Origin of the sequence: Streptomyces iranensis (assembly GCF_017874715.1) — a bacterium.
Taxonomy (GTDB): domain Bacteria; phylum Actinomycetota; class Actinomycetes; order Streptomycetales; family Streptomycetaceae; genus Streptomyces; species Streptomyces iranensis.
This window is the reverse complement of sequence record NZ_JAGGLR010000013.1, coordinates 25,849-44,268: the sequence shown is the minus strand read 5'-3', so window position 1 is coordinate 44,268 and position 18,420 is coordinate 25,849. Positions and strand designations below refer to the sequence as shown.

The window sequence follows — 18,420 nt, the reverse complement described above, 5'->3', positions numbered from 1 at the left end:
AGGCGATACAAGAACCTTTTCAAGGTTCCTTCCTTGCTCACCGACAAACACGCTTGACGCGAAGACCGTTTGATCCCTGGTGCCGAGAGCGCAAGCGGTCCGCCACCCCTACCGATGGGGTGACGGACCGTGCGGCCCGGGTGGGCGCGTCAGCGCTTGGCGCGGGCGGCGGAGCGGGCGCGCTCCTTCTGGTCCAGTACCACCTTGCGGATCCGCACCGTCTCCGGCGTCACCTCGACGCACTCGTCGTCGCGGCAGAACTCCAGGCACTGCTCGAGCGAGAGCAGCCGCGGCGGGACCAGGGACTCGGTCACATCCGCGGTGGAGGACCGCATGTTGGTGAGCTTCTTCTCCTTGGTGATGTTGACGTCCATGTCGTCGGAGCGGGAGTTCTCGCCGACGATCATGCCCTCGTACACCTCGGTCCCCGGCGAGGTGAACAGCACCCCGCGCTCCTGGAGGTTGGTCATCGCGAAGGCGGTCACCGCGCCCGAGCGGTCGGCCACCAGCGAGCCGTTGTTACGGGTCTTCAGCTCGCCGAACCACGGCTCGTGGCCCTCGTGGATGGAGTGGGCGATACCGGTGCCGCGGGTCGAGGTCAGGAACTCGGTGCGGAACCCGATCAGACCGCGGGAGGGAACGATGAACTCCATGCGGACCCAGCCGGAGCCGTGATTGGACATGTTGTCCATCCGGCCCTTGCGGGTGCCCATGAGCTGGGTGACCGCGCCCATGTGCTCCTCGGGCACATCGATGGTGATGCGCTCGATCGGCTCGTGGACCTTGCCGTCGACCTCCCGGGTGACCACCTGCGGCTTGCCGACGGTGAGCTCGAAGCCCTCCCGGCGCATGGTCTCCACCAGGATGGCCAGCGCCAGCTCGCCGCGGCCCTGCACCTCCCAGGCGTCCGGGCGCTCGGTGGGCAGCACGCGCAGCGAGACGTTACCGATCAGCTCGCGCTCCAGGCGGTCCTTGACCAGCCGCGCGGTGACCTTGCGGTCCTTCACGGCCGACTTGTCGGCGCCCTTGCCGCCGGGGCCGCGGCCGACCAGCGGGGAGGTGTTGGTGCCGATGGTCATCGAGATCGCGGGCTCGTCGACGGTGATCAGCGGCAGCGCGATCGGGTTCTCCGGGTCGGCCAGGGTCTCGCCGATCATGATGTCCGGGATGCCCGCGACCGCGCAGATGTCCCCGGGGCCGGCCACCTCGGCGGGCTTGCGGGTGAGCGCCTCGGTCATCATCAGCTCGGTGATCCGGACGTTGGAGATGGTGCCGTCGCGCTTGATCCACGCGACCGTCTGCCCCTTCTTCAGCTCGCCCTGCTCGACCCGGAGCAGCGCGATACGGCCGAGGAAGTTGTCCGCGTCCAGGTTGGTGACATGGGCCTGCAGCGGCGCGGCCGCGTCGTACTCCGGCGCCGGGACGGTCTCCAGCAGGGCGGAGAAGAACGGCTGGAGGCTGTCGCTGTCGGCCGGGACGGTGCCGTCCTCCGGCTTGGTCAGCGAGGCCACACCGTCACGGGCACAGGCGTAGACGATCGGGAACTCGATCTGCTCCTCGGTCGCGTCCAGGTCCAGGAAGAGGTCGTACGCCTCGTTGACGACCTCGTCGATCCGGGAGTCCGGGCGGTCCGTCTTGTTGATGCAGAGGATCACCGGCAGCTTGGATTGGAGCGCCTTGCGCAGTACGAAGCGGGTCTGCGGCAGTGGCCCCTCGGAGGCGTCCACCAGCAGGACCACCGCGTCGACCATGGACAGACCGCGCTCGACCTCACCGCCGAAGTCGGCGTGGCCGGGGGTGTCGATGATGTTGATGGTGACGGGGTCGCCGCCGTCCGCCGGGTGGTACTTCACGGCGGTGTTCTTCGCGAGAATGGTGATGCCCTTCTCGCGCTCCAGGTCGTTGGAGTCCATGACCCGGTCGTCCACCTGCTGGTGGGCGGCGAACGCGCCCGCCTGCTTGAGCATGGCGTCGACGAGGGTCGTCTTGCCATGGTCGACGTGGGCGACGATGGCGACGTTACGAATGTCGTGGCGCGTGGGCATGAAAGCGCGCTTCTCCCGGTTGTTGGGTGGCGGCGCGCTCCTTGGGCGGCGCGCCTTCCGCCGGGCTGATCACGCCTCGGCCTCACCCCCATGGTACGGGGACGGCGCGGGGACGGATGCCGCAGCCCATCCTGCGGCCCATCTCGCGGCCCGATCTCGCGGCCCGTCCCCGCGCCGGTCGCCTCGTCCGGCGGCTCCTCCGGCGGCCGATGCGGCTGTGGGGTGTCCGGCGGAGCACGCGGCGGAGCCGCATCTCAGCGGCCCGCCGCAGGCGTCTCCTAGCGGCGGAAGCCGATGTCCTGGTAACGGGGGGTGGCGAAGCCGAAGGCGCCCGCGTTGACCAGGCCCTTGCGCATCGCGATCAGCTGGGGGCGCTGATAGAGCGGAATCGATCCGGCCGCCGCCCAGATCCGGGCGTCCGCCCGGCTGACCAGGGAGCGCGAGGCGCCGCCGTCCAGCTCGGAGAGCGCCTGGTCGAAGAGCTGGTCGATCTGGTCGGTCCCCACCCGGGTGTAGTTCTGCTCGACGACCAGGGAGCCGTCGGCGGCGGGCTGCGGCTTGGCGTAGATGGGGCGGGCGTCGGTGGCCGGGTAGGCGGAGGCGGGCCAGGAGTAGAGGGCCAGGTCGTAATCGCCGGTGGCGATGTGGTCCCGGAAGTAGCTCTCGCCGGAGACCTTGGTGATCTCGGTCCGGACGCCGATCTTCTCCAGCATTCGCGCGATGCGCTCGCCGACCGTGCCCAGCCGGGCTCCGGTCTGGTCGTCGGGGAGGACGAAGCGCAGCACCAGCGGCCGCCCCTTCTTCCGTACGACGGCCGTCTCCCGGAGCCGTCCGGACCGCCCGGCGTCACCGGCCGCGGGCGGGGCGCCGGAGGCGCTCTCGGAGGCGGTGGAGGGCGCGGTGCCGGAGTCCGTGGCGCTCTCGGTGGCGGCGGTGGCGGCGGTGGCGGCGGTCGGGGCGCTGTGCCGGCTGCCCCGGTCGTCCGTCTTGCCGTCCACCGCCTTCTGCCGGCCGGTGCCGTCCGCCCGCCAGCCCGCGTCGGCGAGCAGCGACTGCGCGGCGTTGGTGTCCGGGTCGCCGAGGGCGCCGCTGTGGTCCTTGTAGCCCGGCTGGCCCGCCATCAGCAGATGGTTGCCGAGCGGCTCGGACGGCAGCCCCATCGGTTTGAGCACCAGCTTCGCCAGGGCCTTCCGGTCGATCGCGCGGGCCACCGCGCGGCGCACCCGCTCATCGGCGAGCGGGCCCTTGGTGCCGTTGAGGGCGAGCTGGGTGTAGGCCGGGTCCAGGGCCTTGCGCAGGGTGAACCTGCTCAGCGCCCGGGTCCGCGACCGGTTCTTGTCGGTGTCGCCGGTGGCCGCTCCCTGGGCTCCCGCCTCTTCCCGCGCCGCCCCGCTGCGCGTCGCCTCCCCGCTGCGCGTCGCCTCCCCGGTGCGCGTCGCCTCGGCCGCCTTCCGGCCGCCGGTGGACGGCTCCGGCGCACCCGCCTTGCCCGGGGCCGAGGGGCCCCGCTTGGCGCCCGCGGCCTGCTTGCCCGGGGCGGTGGCCTGGATGCGCCGGGCGGTGGTCCGGTCCACCTCGGCCAGGTCCAGCCGCCCGGCGATCAGCGCCTCGGCCCGCTTCTCGGCCGGGACCGCCTGGAAGACGACCCGGCTCAGCCGCGCCCGGTCGCCCCACCAGCGCGGGTTGCGGACGAGGGTGACCTCGGAGTCCGTGACCTGGTGGACCGTGAAGGGCCCGGCGCCGACCGCGAGCCCCTTGTTCGCGGCCGCGGTGAAGACCGCCGGGTTGCCCATCACGCTCTTCGGGTACAGCGGGGTGAACAGCGAGCGCCAGTCGGTGTACGGCTTGGCGAAGGTGACCTTGACCTCGTGCTCCTTGTCGCCCGGTTCGACCTTGGCGATCCGGTCGTATCCGGCGTTGCGCGCCGTCCCGTACTTCTCGTCGGTGCCGCGCAGCGCCTTCCACTGGGCCTGGAAGTCCTCCGCGCCGATCGGGCGCCCGTCGCTCCACACCGCCTTGGGGTTGACCTTGAAGACCACGACCTGCTTGGGGTCGGTCGAGGTGACGTCGGCGGAGGTCAGATAGTCGCCGTTGCGCTGGGGCCGGCCGCGCGCGTCGAGGGTGTAGAGGGAGGGCAGCACGGCGCCCGCGATCCGCTGGGTGCCCGTGTCCGCGGTCTTCTGAAATGCGTTGAGCGTGGTGGGCGTCGCGTCCAGGGCCCAGCGCAGGGTGCCGGTGCCGGCGGTCCCGGAGCGGGGCGCGGAGGCGATGTCCCAGGCGGCGCGCGGCGGCGGGCCGTCGTCCTGCGAACTGCAGCCGGTCAGTACGGGCAGCGGCAGCATCACTCCCGCGGCGAGCAGCATGGCGCGGCGGCTCCTGGTGATGGGCATGGCTCGTACCTCCGCAGGGTGACGGATATATGCGCATTTGGCATAGTGTGACGCTGATCGCATATACTCCTCACTCAAAGCGACGGTTCATGGGACAGCACGCCGAGAGGGCCATGGAGACGGCCATGAGGGGAAAGGATCACCCGCCCGGGTCAATGTGGCGGGCGCGCACTCCGGCGCGCGGCGGCGGAATCCCGCCGGTGACCGCGCCAATCCCGACAGATCCCTTCACAACCAGGACCGTGGCGCGTAACACTCGCTGTCGCATGAGCGTCGCCAACCGCAACCGCGGAAGTGAGGGCAAGTCATGTCCTTGAACGACGACTTGACGGCCGTCCAGCGCTGTCTCGATGACCTGGTCCGTTCCGTCTCCCGGCTGGAGCAGCGGGTGGGCGCCGGCGGACTGGAGATACGCCGGGTCCGCACCGACGCGGACCACCTGCGCGAGAGCCTCGCCCTGCTGCGCGAGACGGCTCCCGTGGAGCGATCACGCCCCGAAATGGTTCCGGTTCCCGACGCCCCGTACGACAGTGCGCTGTGGTCGGACGTCGACGACGAGGGCCTCGGCGCGCGAGATCGCCACGCGCCCTAGGGACGGGCCGGAGCGCCTCCCGTCACGGGGCGCATCCCCACCGTCCCCCCATACCACTCCACCGCGGAGTTCCCCTTGGCCACAGGCACCGACCCGCAAGCCACCACGCCCGCACCCGCAGACTCCGGAACGGCCCCGCACGGCGTGCACAGCGCCTCGCGCGCCGCCATCCCCGGCCGCCATCTGCGCAGCGACCGCTGGTGGCTCTCCCCCGCCATCACCGCCGCCGGACTGTTCGCGTTCATCGTCTACTCGACCTGGCGGGCCTTCGCGGGGGACGACTACTACGCCGAGCCGTACGTCTCCCCCTTCTACTCGCCCTGCGTCGCCCAGAACTGCGTGCCCATGAAGGGCGGCGCCAACTGGGAGATCTTCGGCGCGTGGTGGGGTCTGTCCCCGGCGCTGCTGATCCTGATCTTCCCGCTGGGGTTCCGGCTCACCTGCTACTACTACCGCAAGGCGTATTACCGGGGCTTCTGGGCCTCACCGCCCGCCTGCGCGGTCGCCGAACCGCGCGCCAAGTACACCGGCGAGACCCGCTTCCCGCTGATCCTGCAGAACATCCACCGCTACTTCTTCTACTTCGCGGTGATCGTCGCGGGGATCCTCACCTATGACACCGTGCTCGCCTTCCGGGACGAGCACGGCCGCTGGGGCCATATGGGCCTGGGCACCCTGGTGCTGCTCGCCAACATCGCGCTGATCTGGGCGTACACCCTCTCCTGCCACTCCTGCCGCCATATCGTCGGCGGCCGGCTGAAGCACTTCTCCCGGCATCCGGTGCGCTATCGGCTCTGGGGCTGGGTGAGCGGGCTCAACGCACGCCATATGCAGCTGGCCTGGGCCTCTCTCATCAGCGTCGCCGTCGCGGACTTCTACGTCTATCTGGTGGCGAGCGGCGCCTTCGACGATCCCCGCTTTTTCTAGGAGAGGTGCTCATCCGATGACGCAAGTCGAGCGGCAAGCGTGGGACGTGGTCGTGATCGGCGCGGGCGGCGCCGGGCTGCGTGCCGCGATCGAGGCCCGCGAGCAGGGCATGCGCTGCGCCGTCATCTGCAAGTCGCTGTTCGGCAAGGCCCATACGGTGATGGCCGAGGGCGGCATCGCCGCCAGCATGGGCAACGTCAACGAGCGTGACAACTGGCAGGTGCACTTCCGCGACACCATGCGCGGGGGCAAGTTCCTCAACCACTGGCGGATGGCCGAGCTGCACGCCCAGGAGGCCCCGGACCGGGTCTGGGAGCTGGAGACCTGGGGCGCGCTCTTCGACCGCACCCCGGAGGGCAAGATCTCCCAGCGGAACTTCGGCGGCCATGAGTATCCCCGCCTCGCCCATGTCGGGGACCGCACCGGCCTGGAGCTGATCCGCACCCTCCAGCAGAAGATCGTCTCCCTCCAGCAGGAGGACAAGGCCGCCACCGGCGACTACGAGTCCCGGCTGAAGATCTTCCAGGAGTGCACGGTCACCCGGATCGTCAAGGACGGCGACCGGGTCGCCGGGGTCTTCGGCTACGAGCGCGAATCGGGCCGTTTCTTCACCCTGGAGGCCCCGGCCGTGGTGCTGGCCACCGGCGGTATCGGCAAGTCCTTCAAGGTGACCTCCAACTCCTGGGAGTACACCGGCGACGGCCATTCACTGGCGCTGCTCGCGGGCGCCCCGCTGATCAACATGGAGTTCGTGCAGTTCCACCCGACCGGTATGGTCTGGCCGCCCTCGGTGAAGGGGATCCTGGTCACCGAGTCGGTGCGCGGCGACGGCGGGGTGCTGCGCAACAGCGAGGGCAAGCGGTTCATGTTCGACTACATCCCGGACGTCTTCAAGGAGAAGTACGCCGAGTCCGAGGCCGAGGGCGACCGCTGGTACGAGGACCCGGACCACAACCGCCGCCCGCCCGAGCTGCTCCCCCGCGACGAGGTGGCCCGCGCCATCAACGCCGAGGTGAAGGCGGGCCGGGGCTCCCCGCACGGCGGGGTCTTCCTCGACGTCTCCACCCGGATGCCCCCCGAGGTAATCAAGCGGCGGCTGCCCTCCATGCACCACCAGTTCAAGGAGCTCGCGGACGTCGACATCACCGCCGAGCCCATGGAGGTGGGCCCCACCTGTCACTATGTGATGGGCGGGGTGGACGTCGACCCGGACACCGCGGCCGCCACCGGCGTCCCCGGTCTTTTCGCCGCGGGCGAGGTCGCGGGCGGGATGCACGGCTCCAACCGGCTCGGCGGCAACTCCCTCTCCGACCTGCTGGTCTTCGGGCGCCGCGCCGGGCTCCACGCGGCCCGCTACGCCCAGGAGTCCGCGGCCTCCGGCACCCGCCCGGTGCCGGACGAGGCACAGCTGGACCTGGCGGCGGCCGAGGCGCTGCGCCCGTTCAGCGCCGAGGCCGGTGAGCCGGAGGAGACCGCGGGCCCGGCCGGGCCACCGGAGAACCCGTACACCCTCCACCAGGAGCTCCAGCAGTCGATGAACGACCTGGTGGGGATCATCCGCAAGGCCGGGGAGATGGAGGAGGCGCTGCACCGGCTGGCCAGTCTGCGGGTCCGGGCGCGCCGCGCCGGGGTCGAGGGCCACCGGCAGTTCAACCCCGGCTGGCACCTGGCGATCGATCTGCGCAACATGCTGCTGGTCAGCGAGTGCGTGGCGCGCGCCGCGCTGGAGCGGACCGAGAGCCGCGGCGGGCACACCCGCGACGACTGCCCGGAGATGGACCGCGAATGGCGGCGGCTCAATCTGGTCTGCCGGCTCTCCGACCCCTCGGGCGGTCTGGCGGCCCCCGACACCGGGAACGGCCAGATCCGGCTCGAGCGGCGTGAGACGCCGCCCATCCGGCCCGACCTGCTGAACCTGTTCGAGAAGGACGAGCTGGTGAAGTACCTGACGGACGAGGAGCTGACCCAGTGAGTGCGTACGAGGCCCACTTCCGGGTGTGGCGGGGCGACCAGGACGGCGGCGGTCTGAAGGACTTCCACGTCGAGGTCAACGACGGCGAGGTCGTGCTGGACATCGTCCACCGGCTGCAGGCCACCCAGGCCCCCGACCTGGCCGTCCGCTGGAACTGCAAGGCGGGCAAATGCGGTTCGTGCAGTGCCGAGGTCAACGGCCGGCCACGGCTGCTGTGCATGACCCGGATGTCGGTGTTCGAACGGAGCGAGACGATCACCATCACCCCGCTGCGGGCCTTCCCGGTGGTGCGGGACCTGGTGACGGATGTGTCGTTCAACTACACCAAGGCCCGTGAGGTGCCGTCCTTCGTGCCCCCGGAGGGGCTGGGTCCGGGCGAGTACCGGATGTGGCAGGAGGACGTGGGCCGCTCGCAGGAGTTCCGCAAGTGCATCGAGTGCTTCCTGTGCCAGGACACCTGCCATGTGGTGCGGGACTTCGAGGAGAACAAGGAGTCGTTCGCCGGGCCGCGGTTCCTGATGCGGGTCGCGGAGCTGGACATGCATCCGCTGGACGCGGCGGCCGAGACCGGTCTTGACCGCAAGAGCACCGCCCAGGAGGAGCACGGCCTGGGCTACTGCAACATCACCAAGTGCTGTACGGAGGTCTGCCCCGAGCAGATCAAGATCACGGACAACGCGCTGATCCCGCTCAAGGAGCGGGCGGCGGACCGTAAGTACGATCCGCTGGTCTGGCTCGGCAACAAGATCCGGCGCCGGGGGCAGTGACGCCTGCGGCGGGCTGATCCCCTCCCCGCCCCTTCCCACAACTGGGGCTTCGCCCCAGACCCCCGGCGGTCCGGGGCGAAGCCCCGCCACGCGGCGGAGCCGCATATAGATGCCGCGGGAAGGGGCGAAGCCCCGGTCCGGGATCTGGGGCGAAGCCCCGGTCCGGGATCTGGGGTCTGGGGCGAAGCCCCGGTCTGGGGTCTGGGGCGAAGCCCCGGTTTCGGGGCCTGGGGCGTAGCCCCGGTCTGGGGTCTGGGGCGAAGCCCCGGTCTGGGGTCTGGGGCGAAGCCCCGGTCTGGGGTCTGGGGCGAAGCCCCGGCGGTCTGAGGTCTGGGGCGAAGCCCCGGTCCGGGGTCTGGGGCGAAGCCCCGGCGGTCTGAGGTCTGGGGCGAAGCCCCGGTCCGGGGTCTGGGGCGAAGCCCCGGTCTGGGGTCTGGGGCGAAGCCCCGGTCCGGGGTCTGGGGCGAAGCCCCGGTCTGGGGTCTGGGGCGAAGCCCCGGGGTCTGGGGTCTGGGGCGAAGCCCCGGCGGTCTGAGGTCTGGGGCGAAGCCCCGGTCCGGGGTCTGGGGCGAAGCCCCGGTCCGGGGTCTGGGGCGAAGCCCCGGTCCGGGGTCTGGGGCGAAGCCCCGGGGTCTGGGGTCTGGGGCGAAGCCCCGGTGTCGGGGTCTGGGGCATAGCCCCGGCCTGGGGTCTGGGGCGAAGCCCCGGTGTCGGGGTCTGGGGCATAGCCCCGGCCTGGGGTCTGGGGCGAAGCCCCAGTTTCGGGAAGGGGCGGGTAGGGGAAAGACCCGCCAGGGACGGTGCTCGCCCTCCGCTTGGTGTCGCGGGCCCGCTGCCGTAACAGGCCGTGGCCGTAACAGGCCGTGGCCGTAACGGGCCGTGGCCCGTCACCACAGGCTGAGCAGGGCCTCCACCGAGTCCGGACCCGAGGGCTGGCCGTCCGGAAGAGCCAGCTCGAACCAGACGGTCTTGCCGAGCGGGGTCCTGCGGCTGCCCCAGCCCGCGCTGAGCAGCCCGACCAGCTGGAGCCCGCGCCCGCCCTCGTCGGTGTCCCGGGCGCGCCGCCGCCGGGGCTGGACCAGACCGCCGTCCCAGACCTCGCAGACCAGCGTGCGGTCCAGCAGCAGCCGCAGCCGGATCTCGCCCTCGCCGTACCGCAGGGCATTGGTCACCAGCTCGCTGACCAGCAGCTCGGTGGTGTCCACCAGATCGTCCAGCCCCCAGGACTCCAGCTGCTCCCGGGCGAGTTCGCGGGCCCGGCCCACGGACTGCGGGGCGCTGGGAAGGTGCCAGTCGCCGACCGACTCGGCCGACAGCCCCTGCACCCGGGCCATCAGCAGGGCGATGTCGTCCTCGCCGTGGTGGGTGTCGAGGGTGCTCAGGACGTGGTCGCAGACGTCCTCGAGGGAACCGGCCGCGGCGTTCCCGCCGTCGGCGCCGTCCGGGGCGTTGAGGGCCGCACGCAGGGCCTGGAGCCCCTCGTCGAGGGTGTGGTCGCGGGACTCGACCAGACCGTCGGTGTAGAGGGCCAGCAGCGCGCCGTCGGGGAGCTCGACCTCGATCTCCTCGAACGGCTCGCCGCCCACGCCGAGCGGCAGTCCGGGCGGGACCTCCATCAGCAGGGCGTCCTCGCCCGGCTCCAGGAGGACAGGGGGCGGATGCCCGGCGTTGGCGAACGTGCAGCGCCGGGTGACCGGGTCGTAGACGGCGTAGACGCAGGTGGCGAGGTAGACCTCGGTCAGATCCGAGGAGTCGTCGGCGGCCTTGCCGTCGCGCACGAGGGCGCGCGAGCCGGGCCGCGCGCCGGCGTGCGAGCCGCCGGGTGTGCCGAGGCCGCGGGCGATCTCGTCGAGCGCGGAGAGCACCTCGGCGGGCTCCAGGTCGAGCAGGGCGAGGGTGCGTACGGCGGTGCGCAGCTCGCCCATGGCCACGGCGGCGCGCAGCCCCCGCCCCATGACGTCGCCGACCACCAGCGCGGTGCGGTGTCCTGGCAGCTCGATCACGTCGAACCAGTCGCCGCCCACCTCGGTCGCCGCGTTCCCCGGCAGATAGCGGCAGGCGATATCGAGCCCGGCGGCCTCCGGGTCGCCGGGCGGGAGGAGACTGCGCTGGAGTATCAACGCGCGCTCATGTTCTCTGCGGTACAGCCGGGCGTTGTCGATGCTCACGGCGGCGCGGGCGGCCAGCTCGACGGCGAGCGCGCGGTCCCGTTCGCCGAACGGCTCGCTGCCCTTGGTGCGGGAGAACTGGGCCAGGCCGACGACGGTGTCCCGCGCGACCATCGGCACCACGAGGGTGGACTGGAGCATGGCCCCGAGCTCCAGGGCCTCGCTGCCGTCCCGCCCGGGGACGACGCGGACCTGGGCGGTGCGCAGGGCGTGGGCGCACAGCGAGTTGAAGGGGTAGCGGTGCACCTCGCCGACCTGGATGGGCTTGGGGTCCTCCACGGTGTTGACGCGGCAGATGTCGCCGAAGGCGACCGGGCCGTCGGAGACCGCGCTGGCGAAGGCGACGCGGCGCAACTCGGCGCTGCCGTCGGCGAGCCCCGGGGGGGTCTCGTCGCCGGAGAGCAGCCCCTGGTAGAGGTCGACCGAGGCCAGGTCGCAGAACTGCGGTACGGCCACGTCCAGCAGCTCGCGGGCGGTGGTCTCCAGGTCGAGCGAGGTGCCTATTCGGGCCCCGGCCTCGTTCAGCAGCGCCAGATTGCGCCGTACGCCCGCGGCCTCCTGTTCGGCGCGGCGGCGGCCGGTGACATCCGTGGCGAGCCCGGCGACGCCGATGGGGCGGCCGGAGCCGCTGTGCAGCCGGTAGAGCGAGACCGACCAGCGGCGGCGGTCGGGGCTGCCGGGCGCCTGGCCCACGATGGGCATGTCGGTCAGCGACTGCCCGGAGTCCAGGACCTGGCGCAGGGCTGCGGCCAGCCGGTCGGCCTCGCCGCGCGGGAGCAGATCGTGCGGGGTCGTGCCGCGGTACTCCTCGGTGGGGCGACCGAAAACCTTGGCAAAGCGCTCATTGACGCGGAGGATCCGCAGATCGGTCCCGAAGAGGAAGAAACCGAGCGGAGATTGACCGAAAACGGCCTGTGAAGAAGCAAGATCGGTTTCCAGCCCGCGCAACGCGCTGACGTCCACCGCGATACAGAGCGCGGCCCGCTTCCCGTGCTCGTCCTGAGCGGGCATCACATAGACCTCGGCGATGCCATGTCCGCTCGGCGTCCGGGGGTTACGGTAGGGGACCAGCCCGGTCCACTCCCGGCCGTCGAGGATGTCGGCCACCGCGCGCTGGCCCGTCTCCTGGTACTCCGGCGGTACGAACGCCTCCACCGGATCCTTGCCGATGGCCTGGCTCGCCGTCAGCCCCAGCAATTCCGCGGCCCGTTCGCTCCACTGCGCGATCCGGCCGTCGGGCCCGAGCGCGAAGGAGGCGACCCGGATGTAGTCATAGATCGAGCCGGGAGGACTGCTCTGCCACACCGCCGACATCGAGGACATGGACGACATGTCCGAGATCGAGGACCCCTGTGACGTCGGCGACACCTGCGAACCCACCGTCTCCTCGGGCATATCAGCCCCCGCTGGCTTCTCGCTCATGCGCCCGTCCCCTCCGGCTCAGGTGCTCCGACCGGCTTCAGATAGCCGAGTATCCAGCACTTCGGCCATCCCGAGTACGGTCTTCACGATCACAGCACTATCTCAGCCCGCCATCAGTGTCCGTCCCGGCTTTTGGTGAAGCGCTCATGATCAGCGCTCCCCCTCACTCCTAACCGGACGGAGGCGGCTCGAACCCCATGGATTTTCCCGAGCGGGAGGTTCTCAAGAGGTGCGTGGCGGGATCCCCTCGGTGACCTCGGCCGACCCGGCGCCGGACGCCCCGGCATCGGCCCCGGCGGCGCCGGTGTCGTCCGCCCCGGCTTCAGCCGCGCGCAGTCGGCGGACCGCCTCCGCCACCGCGGGGCGGTCCTCGTCCAGCCAGTCGACCTCGTCCACCCGGTCCGGGGGGAGCCAGCGCAGCTCGTCGTGGTCCTGGAGCGGGCGCGGCTCACCGGAGCGCAGGGCCGCGGTCCATACCCGCAGCACATAGCCGGGCTTGAGGGGCCACTCCCCCGGCAGCGGTTCGAGCGGTTCGACCTCGACCCCGAGCTCCTCGCGCAGTTCGCGGACGAGCGCCGCCTGTGGTGTCTCCCCGGGCTCGGTCTTGCCGCCGGGCAGCTCCCAGCGGCCCGCGAGCTCGGGCGGTGCGCTGCGCCGCGCGGCCAGCAGCCGCCCCCGGTCGAACACCGCTCCGCCCACCACGACACGCACGCTCATGATCGGCACCCTAGCCTGCGCGGACCCACACCAGAGCCCCGGGGCGGGAGCGCCCCGGGGCTCGGGAAGAGGTACGCATTCCTGCGGATTGGAGGGTACGTATTCCTGCGGGCTGAAACCGGGCTCCGGCCAACCGGGCTCGAGCCGACCGGACTCAAGCTGACCGGACTCGGGCCAACCGGACTCGGGCTAACCGGACTGACGGGACGCGGCGGTCCGCTCGACCACGTACAGCTGCTCCTGGCCCTCGCCCTCCAGCCGGTCGGCCACCTCCTGGGCCTCCGTCCTGGTGGCGTAGCGCCCGACGCGGTAGCGGTTGCCGTTGCTGTCCTGGCGGATCACGAGCCAGGGCAGCACAGCGTTCCCGTCACTCATCTCCCCGCCCCCTCCGCTGTGGCGCGCCCGGACGCACGACCCCGCGACACCGTTAAGGAAATCCCGATCCGCATATGCCCGAGCCTACGCCCTACCTTCACGCAGCGGATACGTGTTCTTACAAGGAGGCACTCATCCGGCCATGTCTCAGACGCCGACTTCGGCCTTCACCCGGTCGCCGTCGCCGCCTTCGCCCGCCTCGTCGGCCGGGGCGGCGCCCATCTCGCGCTCGGCCTCCAGCAGCGTCGGATTGCGCCATGCGCTGCGTACGCCCCAGAAGTAGAAGGCCAGCCCGATCAGCGCGACGATCACGATGTCCCAGCCGCCCGGCAGATAGCCGCGGCCGCCGAACTCCGTGCCGCCGGCCCATGACACCGCCGCCATGACGAGCAGATACGTGACCATCCAGGCGCCGGCGGCCAGATGCGGCCGCAGCTCCGCCCACGGCTTGCGCAGCTCGTACCAGGCCCAGATCGGCAGCCCGATCGCCATGATGAAGATGACCTTGCCGGTGAGCGGCCAGCGGGCCCAGTACAGCACCAGCGAGCCGAAGACCATCGCGATCGGCGCGATCACCGGCATCGCGCGCAGCCGCACCGGGCGCGGCAGTTCCGGGGAGAGGCGGCGCAGCGACATCACGGCCACCGGACCGGTGATGTACGAGATCACGGTGGCGACGGAGACGATCTCGGCGAGCGAGCCCCAGCCGCGGAAGACCGCGAGGAAGATGAAGGCGATCCCCAGGTTGAGCAGCAGCGCCGGGCGCGGAATGCCGGTCTTGGGGTCGACCTTGCCGAAGATCCCCGGCAGATGGCCGTTTTCCTGGACGCCCTGGATCATGCGCGAGGTGGTGGCCGCGTAGATCATGCCGGTGCCGGACGGGGAGATGAAGGCGTCCGCGTACAGCAGCATCGCCAGCCAGTTCAGGCCCCAGGCCAGGGAGAGATCGGCGAGCGGGGAGTTGAAGGAGAGCCCGGACCAGCCGCCGTGCCGCAGATCCGCGGCGGGGACGGCCATCAGGAAGGCGATCTGCAGCGCGACGTAGATCACCAGCGCGATGAGGATCGAGCTGATGACGGCCTTGGGCAGCGACTTCCCCGGGTCACGGGCCTCGCCCGCCATGTTCAGCGGCGACTGGAAGCCGTTGTAGGCCCAGACGATGCCGGAGACGGCGACCGCGGTGAACACGGAGTTCCAGCCGTTGGGGGTGAAGCCGCCGTTGCCGGTGACATTGCCGGTGTCGAAGTGCGACAGCAGCAGCGCTCCGGCGGTCAGGGTCGGCACGACCACCTTGAAGACGGTGATCGCGGTGTTGGTCTTCGCGAAGAGGGTGATCGCGAACCAGTTGAGGAAGAAGTAGAAGAGCAGCAGCACGGACGCGAGCGCGACACCGCTGCCGGTCAGCTCCTTCCCGTCGTACAGCGCCTTGGCCCAGCCGAAGTCCCAGGACGACATGTACTGCACGGAGGCGGTGGCCTCACCGGGGATCACGGAGACGATGGCGATCCAGTTGGCCCAGGCGGCCAGATATCCGGCCAGCGAGCCGTGCGAGTACTGGCCGTACCGGACCATGCCCCCGGCCTTGGGGAACATCGAACCCAGCTCGGAGTAGGTCAGGGCGATGGTCAGGGCGACGGCGGCGCCGATCACCCAGGCCAGAATGGCGGCGGGCCCGGCCAGCGCGGCGGCGCGCTCGGCGCCGAACAGCCAGCCGGAGCCGATGATCGACCCGAGGCCCACGGCGGTGAGGGCCACTGGTCCCAGTGACCTTCGATAATGCGAGTGGGAACCCTGCTCCGTGCTCAAGTTCCTGGCACTCCTTTCGCCCCCCAAACGACCGGACACAAACCGATCCATCGTAAGAGCGAAACGGATGATCCCCTTCCAGTAACCCCTTTCACCTGCACTTATGTGAGTTTTGCAACAGGGGCGGGAACCGGGCTCAGGTGACGGTAGGTGCGCCCGTACGCGGGGCGAGGTCGCTCACGTACGCACGGAGGGGTCGCCCACGGCGGGGCCGCGCACCGTGGGAAGCGGCATCAGCACCGGCTCGCCCGTGGGCGCCTTGCGGCACACATCCCCGCACTCGGCGTCCAGTGAGCAGCACAGCGAGCAGACGGCCCCCGCCCGCACCGGGCAGTCGGCGATGTCCGGCAGCTCGTACGCCGTCTCGCACGAGGCGCACAGGTGGGTGGCGGTGATGTCCGGGACGTCGGCGCCCGGCCCGTTCACCGGGTTCTTCCGGGCCAGGTAGTAGCGGCCCCCGGTGAGCCAGGCCAGCAGCGGGCAGAGCACCAGCGCGAGACCGCAGGCGATGAAGGTCGAGAACGCCTCGGCCACCTCCCCGAAGACTCCGAAGAAGGCGACGATCGAGACCGCCGACGCGATCACCATCGCGCCGAATCCGGCGGGGTTCACGGGATGCAGATACGCCCGCTTGAACTCGATGTACTTCGGGCTCAGCCCGAGCGGCTTGTTGACGACCAGGTCGGCGGCGACGGCGGCTATCCAGGCGATGCCGACGTTGGAGTAGAAGCCCAGCAGCTTGTTGAGCGCCGCGAACATGTTCATCTCCATGAGCGCCAGCGCGATGGCGAGGTTGAGGAAGATGTACCAGACCCGGCCGGGGTGGCGGTGGGTGACCCGGGAGAAGAAGTTGGACCAGGACAGCGAGCCGCTGTAGGCGTTGGTGACATTGATCTTGATCTGGGAGACCACCACGAAGAGCGCGGCGGCGGGCAGCGCGACCGAGCCCAGCCAGGGCTTCAGCGCCTCGATCTGCGGGGCGATGGGCTCCAGCGCATGGGTCTTGCCGACCGCGCCGAGCGCCACGAACGCGAGGAAGGCGCCACCGATCTGCTTGGCGGCGCCGATGACCACCCAGCCGGGGCCGGCGGCCAGGACCGCCAGATTCCAGCGCCGCCGGTTCTCGTCGGTCTTCGCGGGCATGAACCGCAGATAGTCGGCCTGCTCACCGATCTGTGCGATCAGCGAGAGCGCGACACCCGTGCCCAGGCCGTATCCGATCCAGTCGAAACCGGAGCCCGCGCCCTCGGTCCCGCCGAAGGAGGCGAACGCGCCCCAGGAGTCCGGCGCCTCGAAGGCCAGCACCACGAACGGCAGGGCGAGCCCGATCAGCCAGATCGGCTGGGTCCACGCCTGCACCTTGGCGAGCGCGCCCATGCCGCGGAAGACGATCGGGATCACGATGAGGGTGGTCAGCAGATAGCCGACCGGCAGCGGGATATGGAGGGCCTGATGCATGGCCTGCGCCATGATCGAGCCCTCCAGCGCGAAGAAGATGAAGGTGAAGCTCGCGTAGATCAGCGAGGTCAACGTCGAGCCGAAGTAGCCGAATCCGGCACCGCGGGTGATCAGATCCATGTCCAGGCCGTAGGTCGCACAGGCGCGGGCGATGGGGATGCCGGTCAGGAAGATGAGCGTCGCCGCGGTGAGGATCGAGGCGATACCGCTGGTGAAGCCGTAGGTGAAGACGATGGACGCGCCGATGGCGAAGTCCGCGAGATAGGCGATGCCGCCGAGCGCCGTGGAGGCGACCATGGTGGGCGACCAGCGGCGGTAGGAGTGGGGGGCATAGCGCAGCGAGTAGTCCTCACGGCTCTCGTCCGCCGCCAGCCGGGCGTAGCCGCGCCGCGGGGCAGTCGCCGCCGGCGCGCCCGCCTCGGCAGCGACGGCATCGACGGCATCGACCGCCCCAACCGCACCAGCCGCCCCGACCGCACCAACCTCATCAACCGAATCGACATCGACCGCATCCGTCATACCGGCTTCCCCTGTCGCTCGGGCCGTTCTCTTACGCCCGAGGACGGTAGGAGCCGGAGGTGACGGGCGGCCGCGATACGCCATTGCCGGGCCGTTACGGCGGCGGGGCGGCGGTTAACTCGCGGTAAGACGCCCCGGTAACTCGCGGTAAGGCGCCCCGGGACGGACCGCCCGGCTATCGGCGAGCGCCGACAGCGGGCGAGCGATCACTTCACCGGCAGCCGGTACGCGATCCGATAGCGCTCGGCCAGCACCACCACATCGGCGGTCTCCACCGGGCGGCCGCCCGCGAAGTACGTACGCGAGATGACCATCACCCAGTGGCCCGGCACCCCGCCGAGCGCCAGCACCTCCTCGGCCCGGCCGGGGCGTGCGCCGACCTCCTCCGCCATGTTGTCCACCACCAGGTCGAGGGCGGCCATCCGGTCGACGACCCCGCGCCCGGCCAGCGGGCCCTCCTCGGGCAGCATCACGGGCGTACGGCCGGTGAGCTCGAGCGGCTCCCAGGAGGTGGAGAGCATCACGACCTCCCCCTGCGACCGGAACACATAGCGGGTGCGCATCACCCGCTCCCCCGCCTCGACCCCCAGCCGCCCGGCGATCTCGCCCCCGGCCTCCTCCTGCTCGCTCTCGGCCTCACAGGTGCCGGTGATCCGGTCGTCGGCCTGCTCCTGCCGGAACGGCGTGGTCTCCCCGGCGGTGTGGAACCCACCCCGGACCACCCGCCGCGGCACCGGCTGCGCCCGCACATACGTCCCCGACCCGGAACGCCCCTCGACCAGCCCCTCGACCATCAGCACCTTGCGCGCCTCGAGCGCGACGGTGTCCGAGACCCCGTACTCCTCCCGGATCCTGGCCTGGGAGGGGAGACGCGCATGCGGCGGCAGCTCACCCGCGGCGATCTTCTTCCGCAGGTCGTCGGCGACGCGGAGGTATGCGGGCTGGTCACCAAAGGCCACGTGCACTCCCTGGGTTGACAGTCAGCAACAGCTTGACAACTCAGGGTTGCCGATTGCAACTGGAGGCCAGAGCTTCACTAGAAGTGGTGAACTGCAGCTCAGAGACGTTTAAGTCGCCCAAAGCCGGTGAGCTGCCCGGCGCCGGACGCCTCACCACCCTTTGCGACCGTGACGCGGTGCCGTGCCATCGGCCGTCCCGCACGTTTCGGCCCGCCGGGCGCATTACGCTCCGAGGATCAGCCGCCGAAGCGTTAGGGACGTGGGATGGACGACGAACCGCTGCCGGAGTGGGCGGAATCCCCG

General features: G+C 70.9%; 12 protein-coding genes. 4 read left to right on the top strand and 8 right to left on the bottom strand.

The features are described from left to right. Positions 1 to 149: 149 nt before the first annotated feature. Together typA and J2Z30_RS23885 are read right to left on the bottom strand one after the other, a co-directional pair. Positions 150 to 2,045, bottom strand: coding sequence for a translational GTPase TypA (typA, locus tag J2Z30_RS23890; protein WP_044570375.1), 1,896 nt, complete (start codon positions 2,043 to 2,045; stop codon positions 150 to 152). 278 nt (positions 2,046 to 2,323) lie between these two features. Then, complete coding sequence (locus J2Z30_RS23885; RefSeq protein ID WP_044570379.1) at positions 2,324 to 4,435, bottom strand: ABC transporter family substrate-binding protein; 2,112 nt, start codon at positions 4,433 to 4,435, stop codon at positions 2,324 to 2,326. Positions 4,436 to 4,742: 307 nt separating this feature from the next. Here J2Z30_RS23885 and J2Z30_RS23880 point away from each other — a divergent pair, with 307 nt between their 5' ends. The 4 genes from J2Z30_RS23880 (at position 4,743) to J2Z30_RS23865 (ending at position 8,693) form a co-directional block, all read left to right on the top strand. Beyond that, positions 4,743 to 5,027, top strand: a complete 285-nt coding sequence (locus tag J2Z30_RS23880; RefSeq protein ID WP_020868672.1) for an Rv0250c family protein — start codon at positions 4,743 to 4,745, stop codon at positions 5,025 to 5,027. A gap of 75 nt (positions 5,028 to 5,102) precedes the next feature. Further along, positions 5,103 to 5,954, top strand: a complete 852-nt coding sequence (sdhC, locus tag J2Z30_RS23875) for a succinate dehydrogenase subunit SdhC (protein WP_044570382.1) — start codon at positions 5,103 to 5,105, stop codon at positions 5,952 to 5,954. 16 nt (positions 5,955 to 5,970) lie between these two features. Continuing rightward, complete coding sequence (locus J2Z30_RS23870; protein ID WP_044570385.1) at positions 5,971 to 7,926, top strand: fumarate reductase/succinate dehydrogenase flavoprotein subunit; 1,956 nt, start codon at positions 5,971 to 5,973, stop codon at positions 7,924 to 7,926. Further along, on the top strand, positions 7,923 to 8,693 hold the full coding sequence (locus J2Z30_RS23865) for a succinate dehydrogenase/fumarate reductase iron-sulfur subunit (RefSeq protein ID WP_044570387.1): 771 nt from the start codon (positions 7,923 to 7,925) through the stop codon (positions 8,691 to 8,693). Before J2Z30_RS23870 ends, J2Z30_RS23865 begins: the two co-directional genes overlap by 4 nt. 887 nt (positions 8,694 to 9,580) lie before the next feature. Here J2Z30_RS23865 and J2Z30_RS23860 read toward each other — a convergent pair. The 6 genes from J2Z30_RS23860 to J2Z30_RS23835 form a co-directional block, all read right to left on the bottom strand. Beyond that, the gene (locus tag J2Z30_RS23860) at positions 9,581 to 12,283 is read right to left on the bottom strand and encodes a SpoIIE family protein phosphatase (RefSeq protein WP_078956662.1); all 2,703 of its coding nucleotides are present in this window, start codon (positions 12,281 to 12,283) and stop codon (positions 9,581 to 9,583) included. A gap of 222 nt (positions 12,284 to 12,505) precedes the next feature. Beyond that, a complete protein-coding gene (locus J2Z30_RS23855) occupies positions 12,506 to 13,000 on the bottom strand; it encodes a (deoxy)nucleoside triphosphate pyrophosphohydrolase (RefSeq protein ID WP_245388371.1) in 495 nt (164 codons plus the stop codon). Positions 13,001 to 13,189: 189 nt separating this feature from the next. Then, positions 13,190 to 13,375 (bottom strand): SPOR domain-containing protein, encoded by a 186-nt coding sequence (locus J2Z30_RS23850; protein WP_020868678.1) that lies wholly within the window; start codon positions 13,373 to 13,375, stop codon positions 13,190 to 13,192. 147 nt (positions 13,376 to 13,522) lie between these two features. After that, positions 13,523 to 15,232: an APC family permease gene (locus J2Z30_RS23845; RefSeq protein WP_245388370.1), complete on the bottom strand. Its 1,710-nt coding sequence runs from the start codon at positions 15,230 to 15,232 to the stop codon at positions 13,523 to 13,525. Positions 15,233 to 15,358: 126 nt separating this feature from the next. Beyond that, positions 15,359 to 17,158 (bottom strand): purine-cytosine permease family protein, encoded by a 1,800-nt coding sequence (locus J2Z30_RS23840; RefSeq protein ID WP_107073292.1) that lies wholly within the window; start codon positions 17,156 to 17,158, stop codon positions 15,359 to 15,361. A gap of 206 nt (positions 17,159 to 17,364) precedes the next feature. Beyond that, a complete protein-coding gene (locus J2Z30_RS23835; RefSeq protein WP_044570395.1) occupies positions 17,365 to 18,117 on the bottom strand; it encodes a GntR family transcriptional regulator in 753 nt (250 codons plus the stop codon). Between the last annotated feature and the right edge of the window lie 303 nt (positions 18,118 to 18,420).

Excerpts from the sequence above, each read along its gene's own strand:
- typA (WP_044570375.1), bottom strand. The coding sequence starts at position 2,045 with ATGCCCACGCGCCACGACATTCGTAACGTCGCCATCGTCGCCCACGTC.
- J2Z30_RS23885 (WP_044570379.1), bottom strand. The coding sequence starts at position 4,435 with ATGCCCATCACCAGGAGCCGCCGCGCCATGCTGCTCGCCGCGGGAGTG.
- J2Z30_RS23880 (WP_020868672.1), top strand. The coding sequence starts at position 4,743 with ATGTCCTTGAACGACGACTTGACGGCCGTCCAGCGCTGTCTCGATGAC.
- J2Z30_RS23870 (WP_044570385.1), top strand. The coding sequence starts at position 5,971 with ATGACGCAAGTCGAGCGGCAAGCGTGGGACGTGGTCGTGATCGGCGCG.
- J2Z30_RS23860 (WP_078956662.1), bottom strand. The coding sequence starts at position 12,283 with ATGAGCGAGAAGCCAGCGGGGGCTGATATGCCCGAGGAGACGGTGGGT.
- J2Z30_RS23855 (WP_245388371.1), bottom strand. The coding sequence starts at position 13,000 with ATGAGCGTGCGTGTCGTGGTGGGCGGAGCGGTGTTCGACCGGGGGCGG.
- J2Z30_RS23850 (WP_020868678.1), bottom strand. The coding sequence starts at position 13,375 with ATGAGTGACGGGAACGCTGTGCTGCCCTGGCTCGTGATCCGCCAGGAC.
- J2Z30_RS23845 (WP_245388370.1), bottom strand. The coding sequence starts at position 15,232 with ATGGATCGGTTTGTGTCCGGTCGTTTGGGGGGCGAAAGGAGTGCCAGG.
- J2Z30_RS23840 (WP_107073292.1), bottom strand. The coding sequence starts at position 17,158 with ATGACGGATGCGGTCGATGTCGATTCGGTTGATGAGGTTGGTGCGGTC.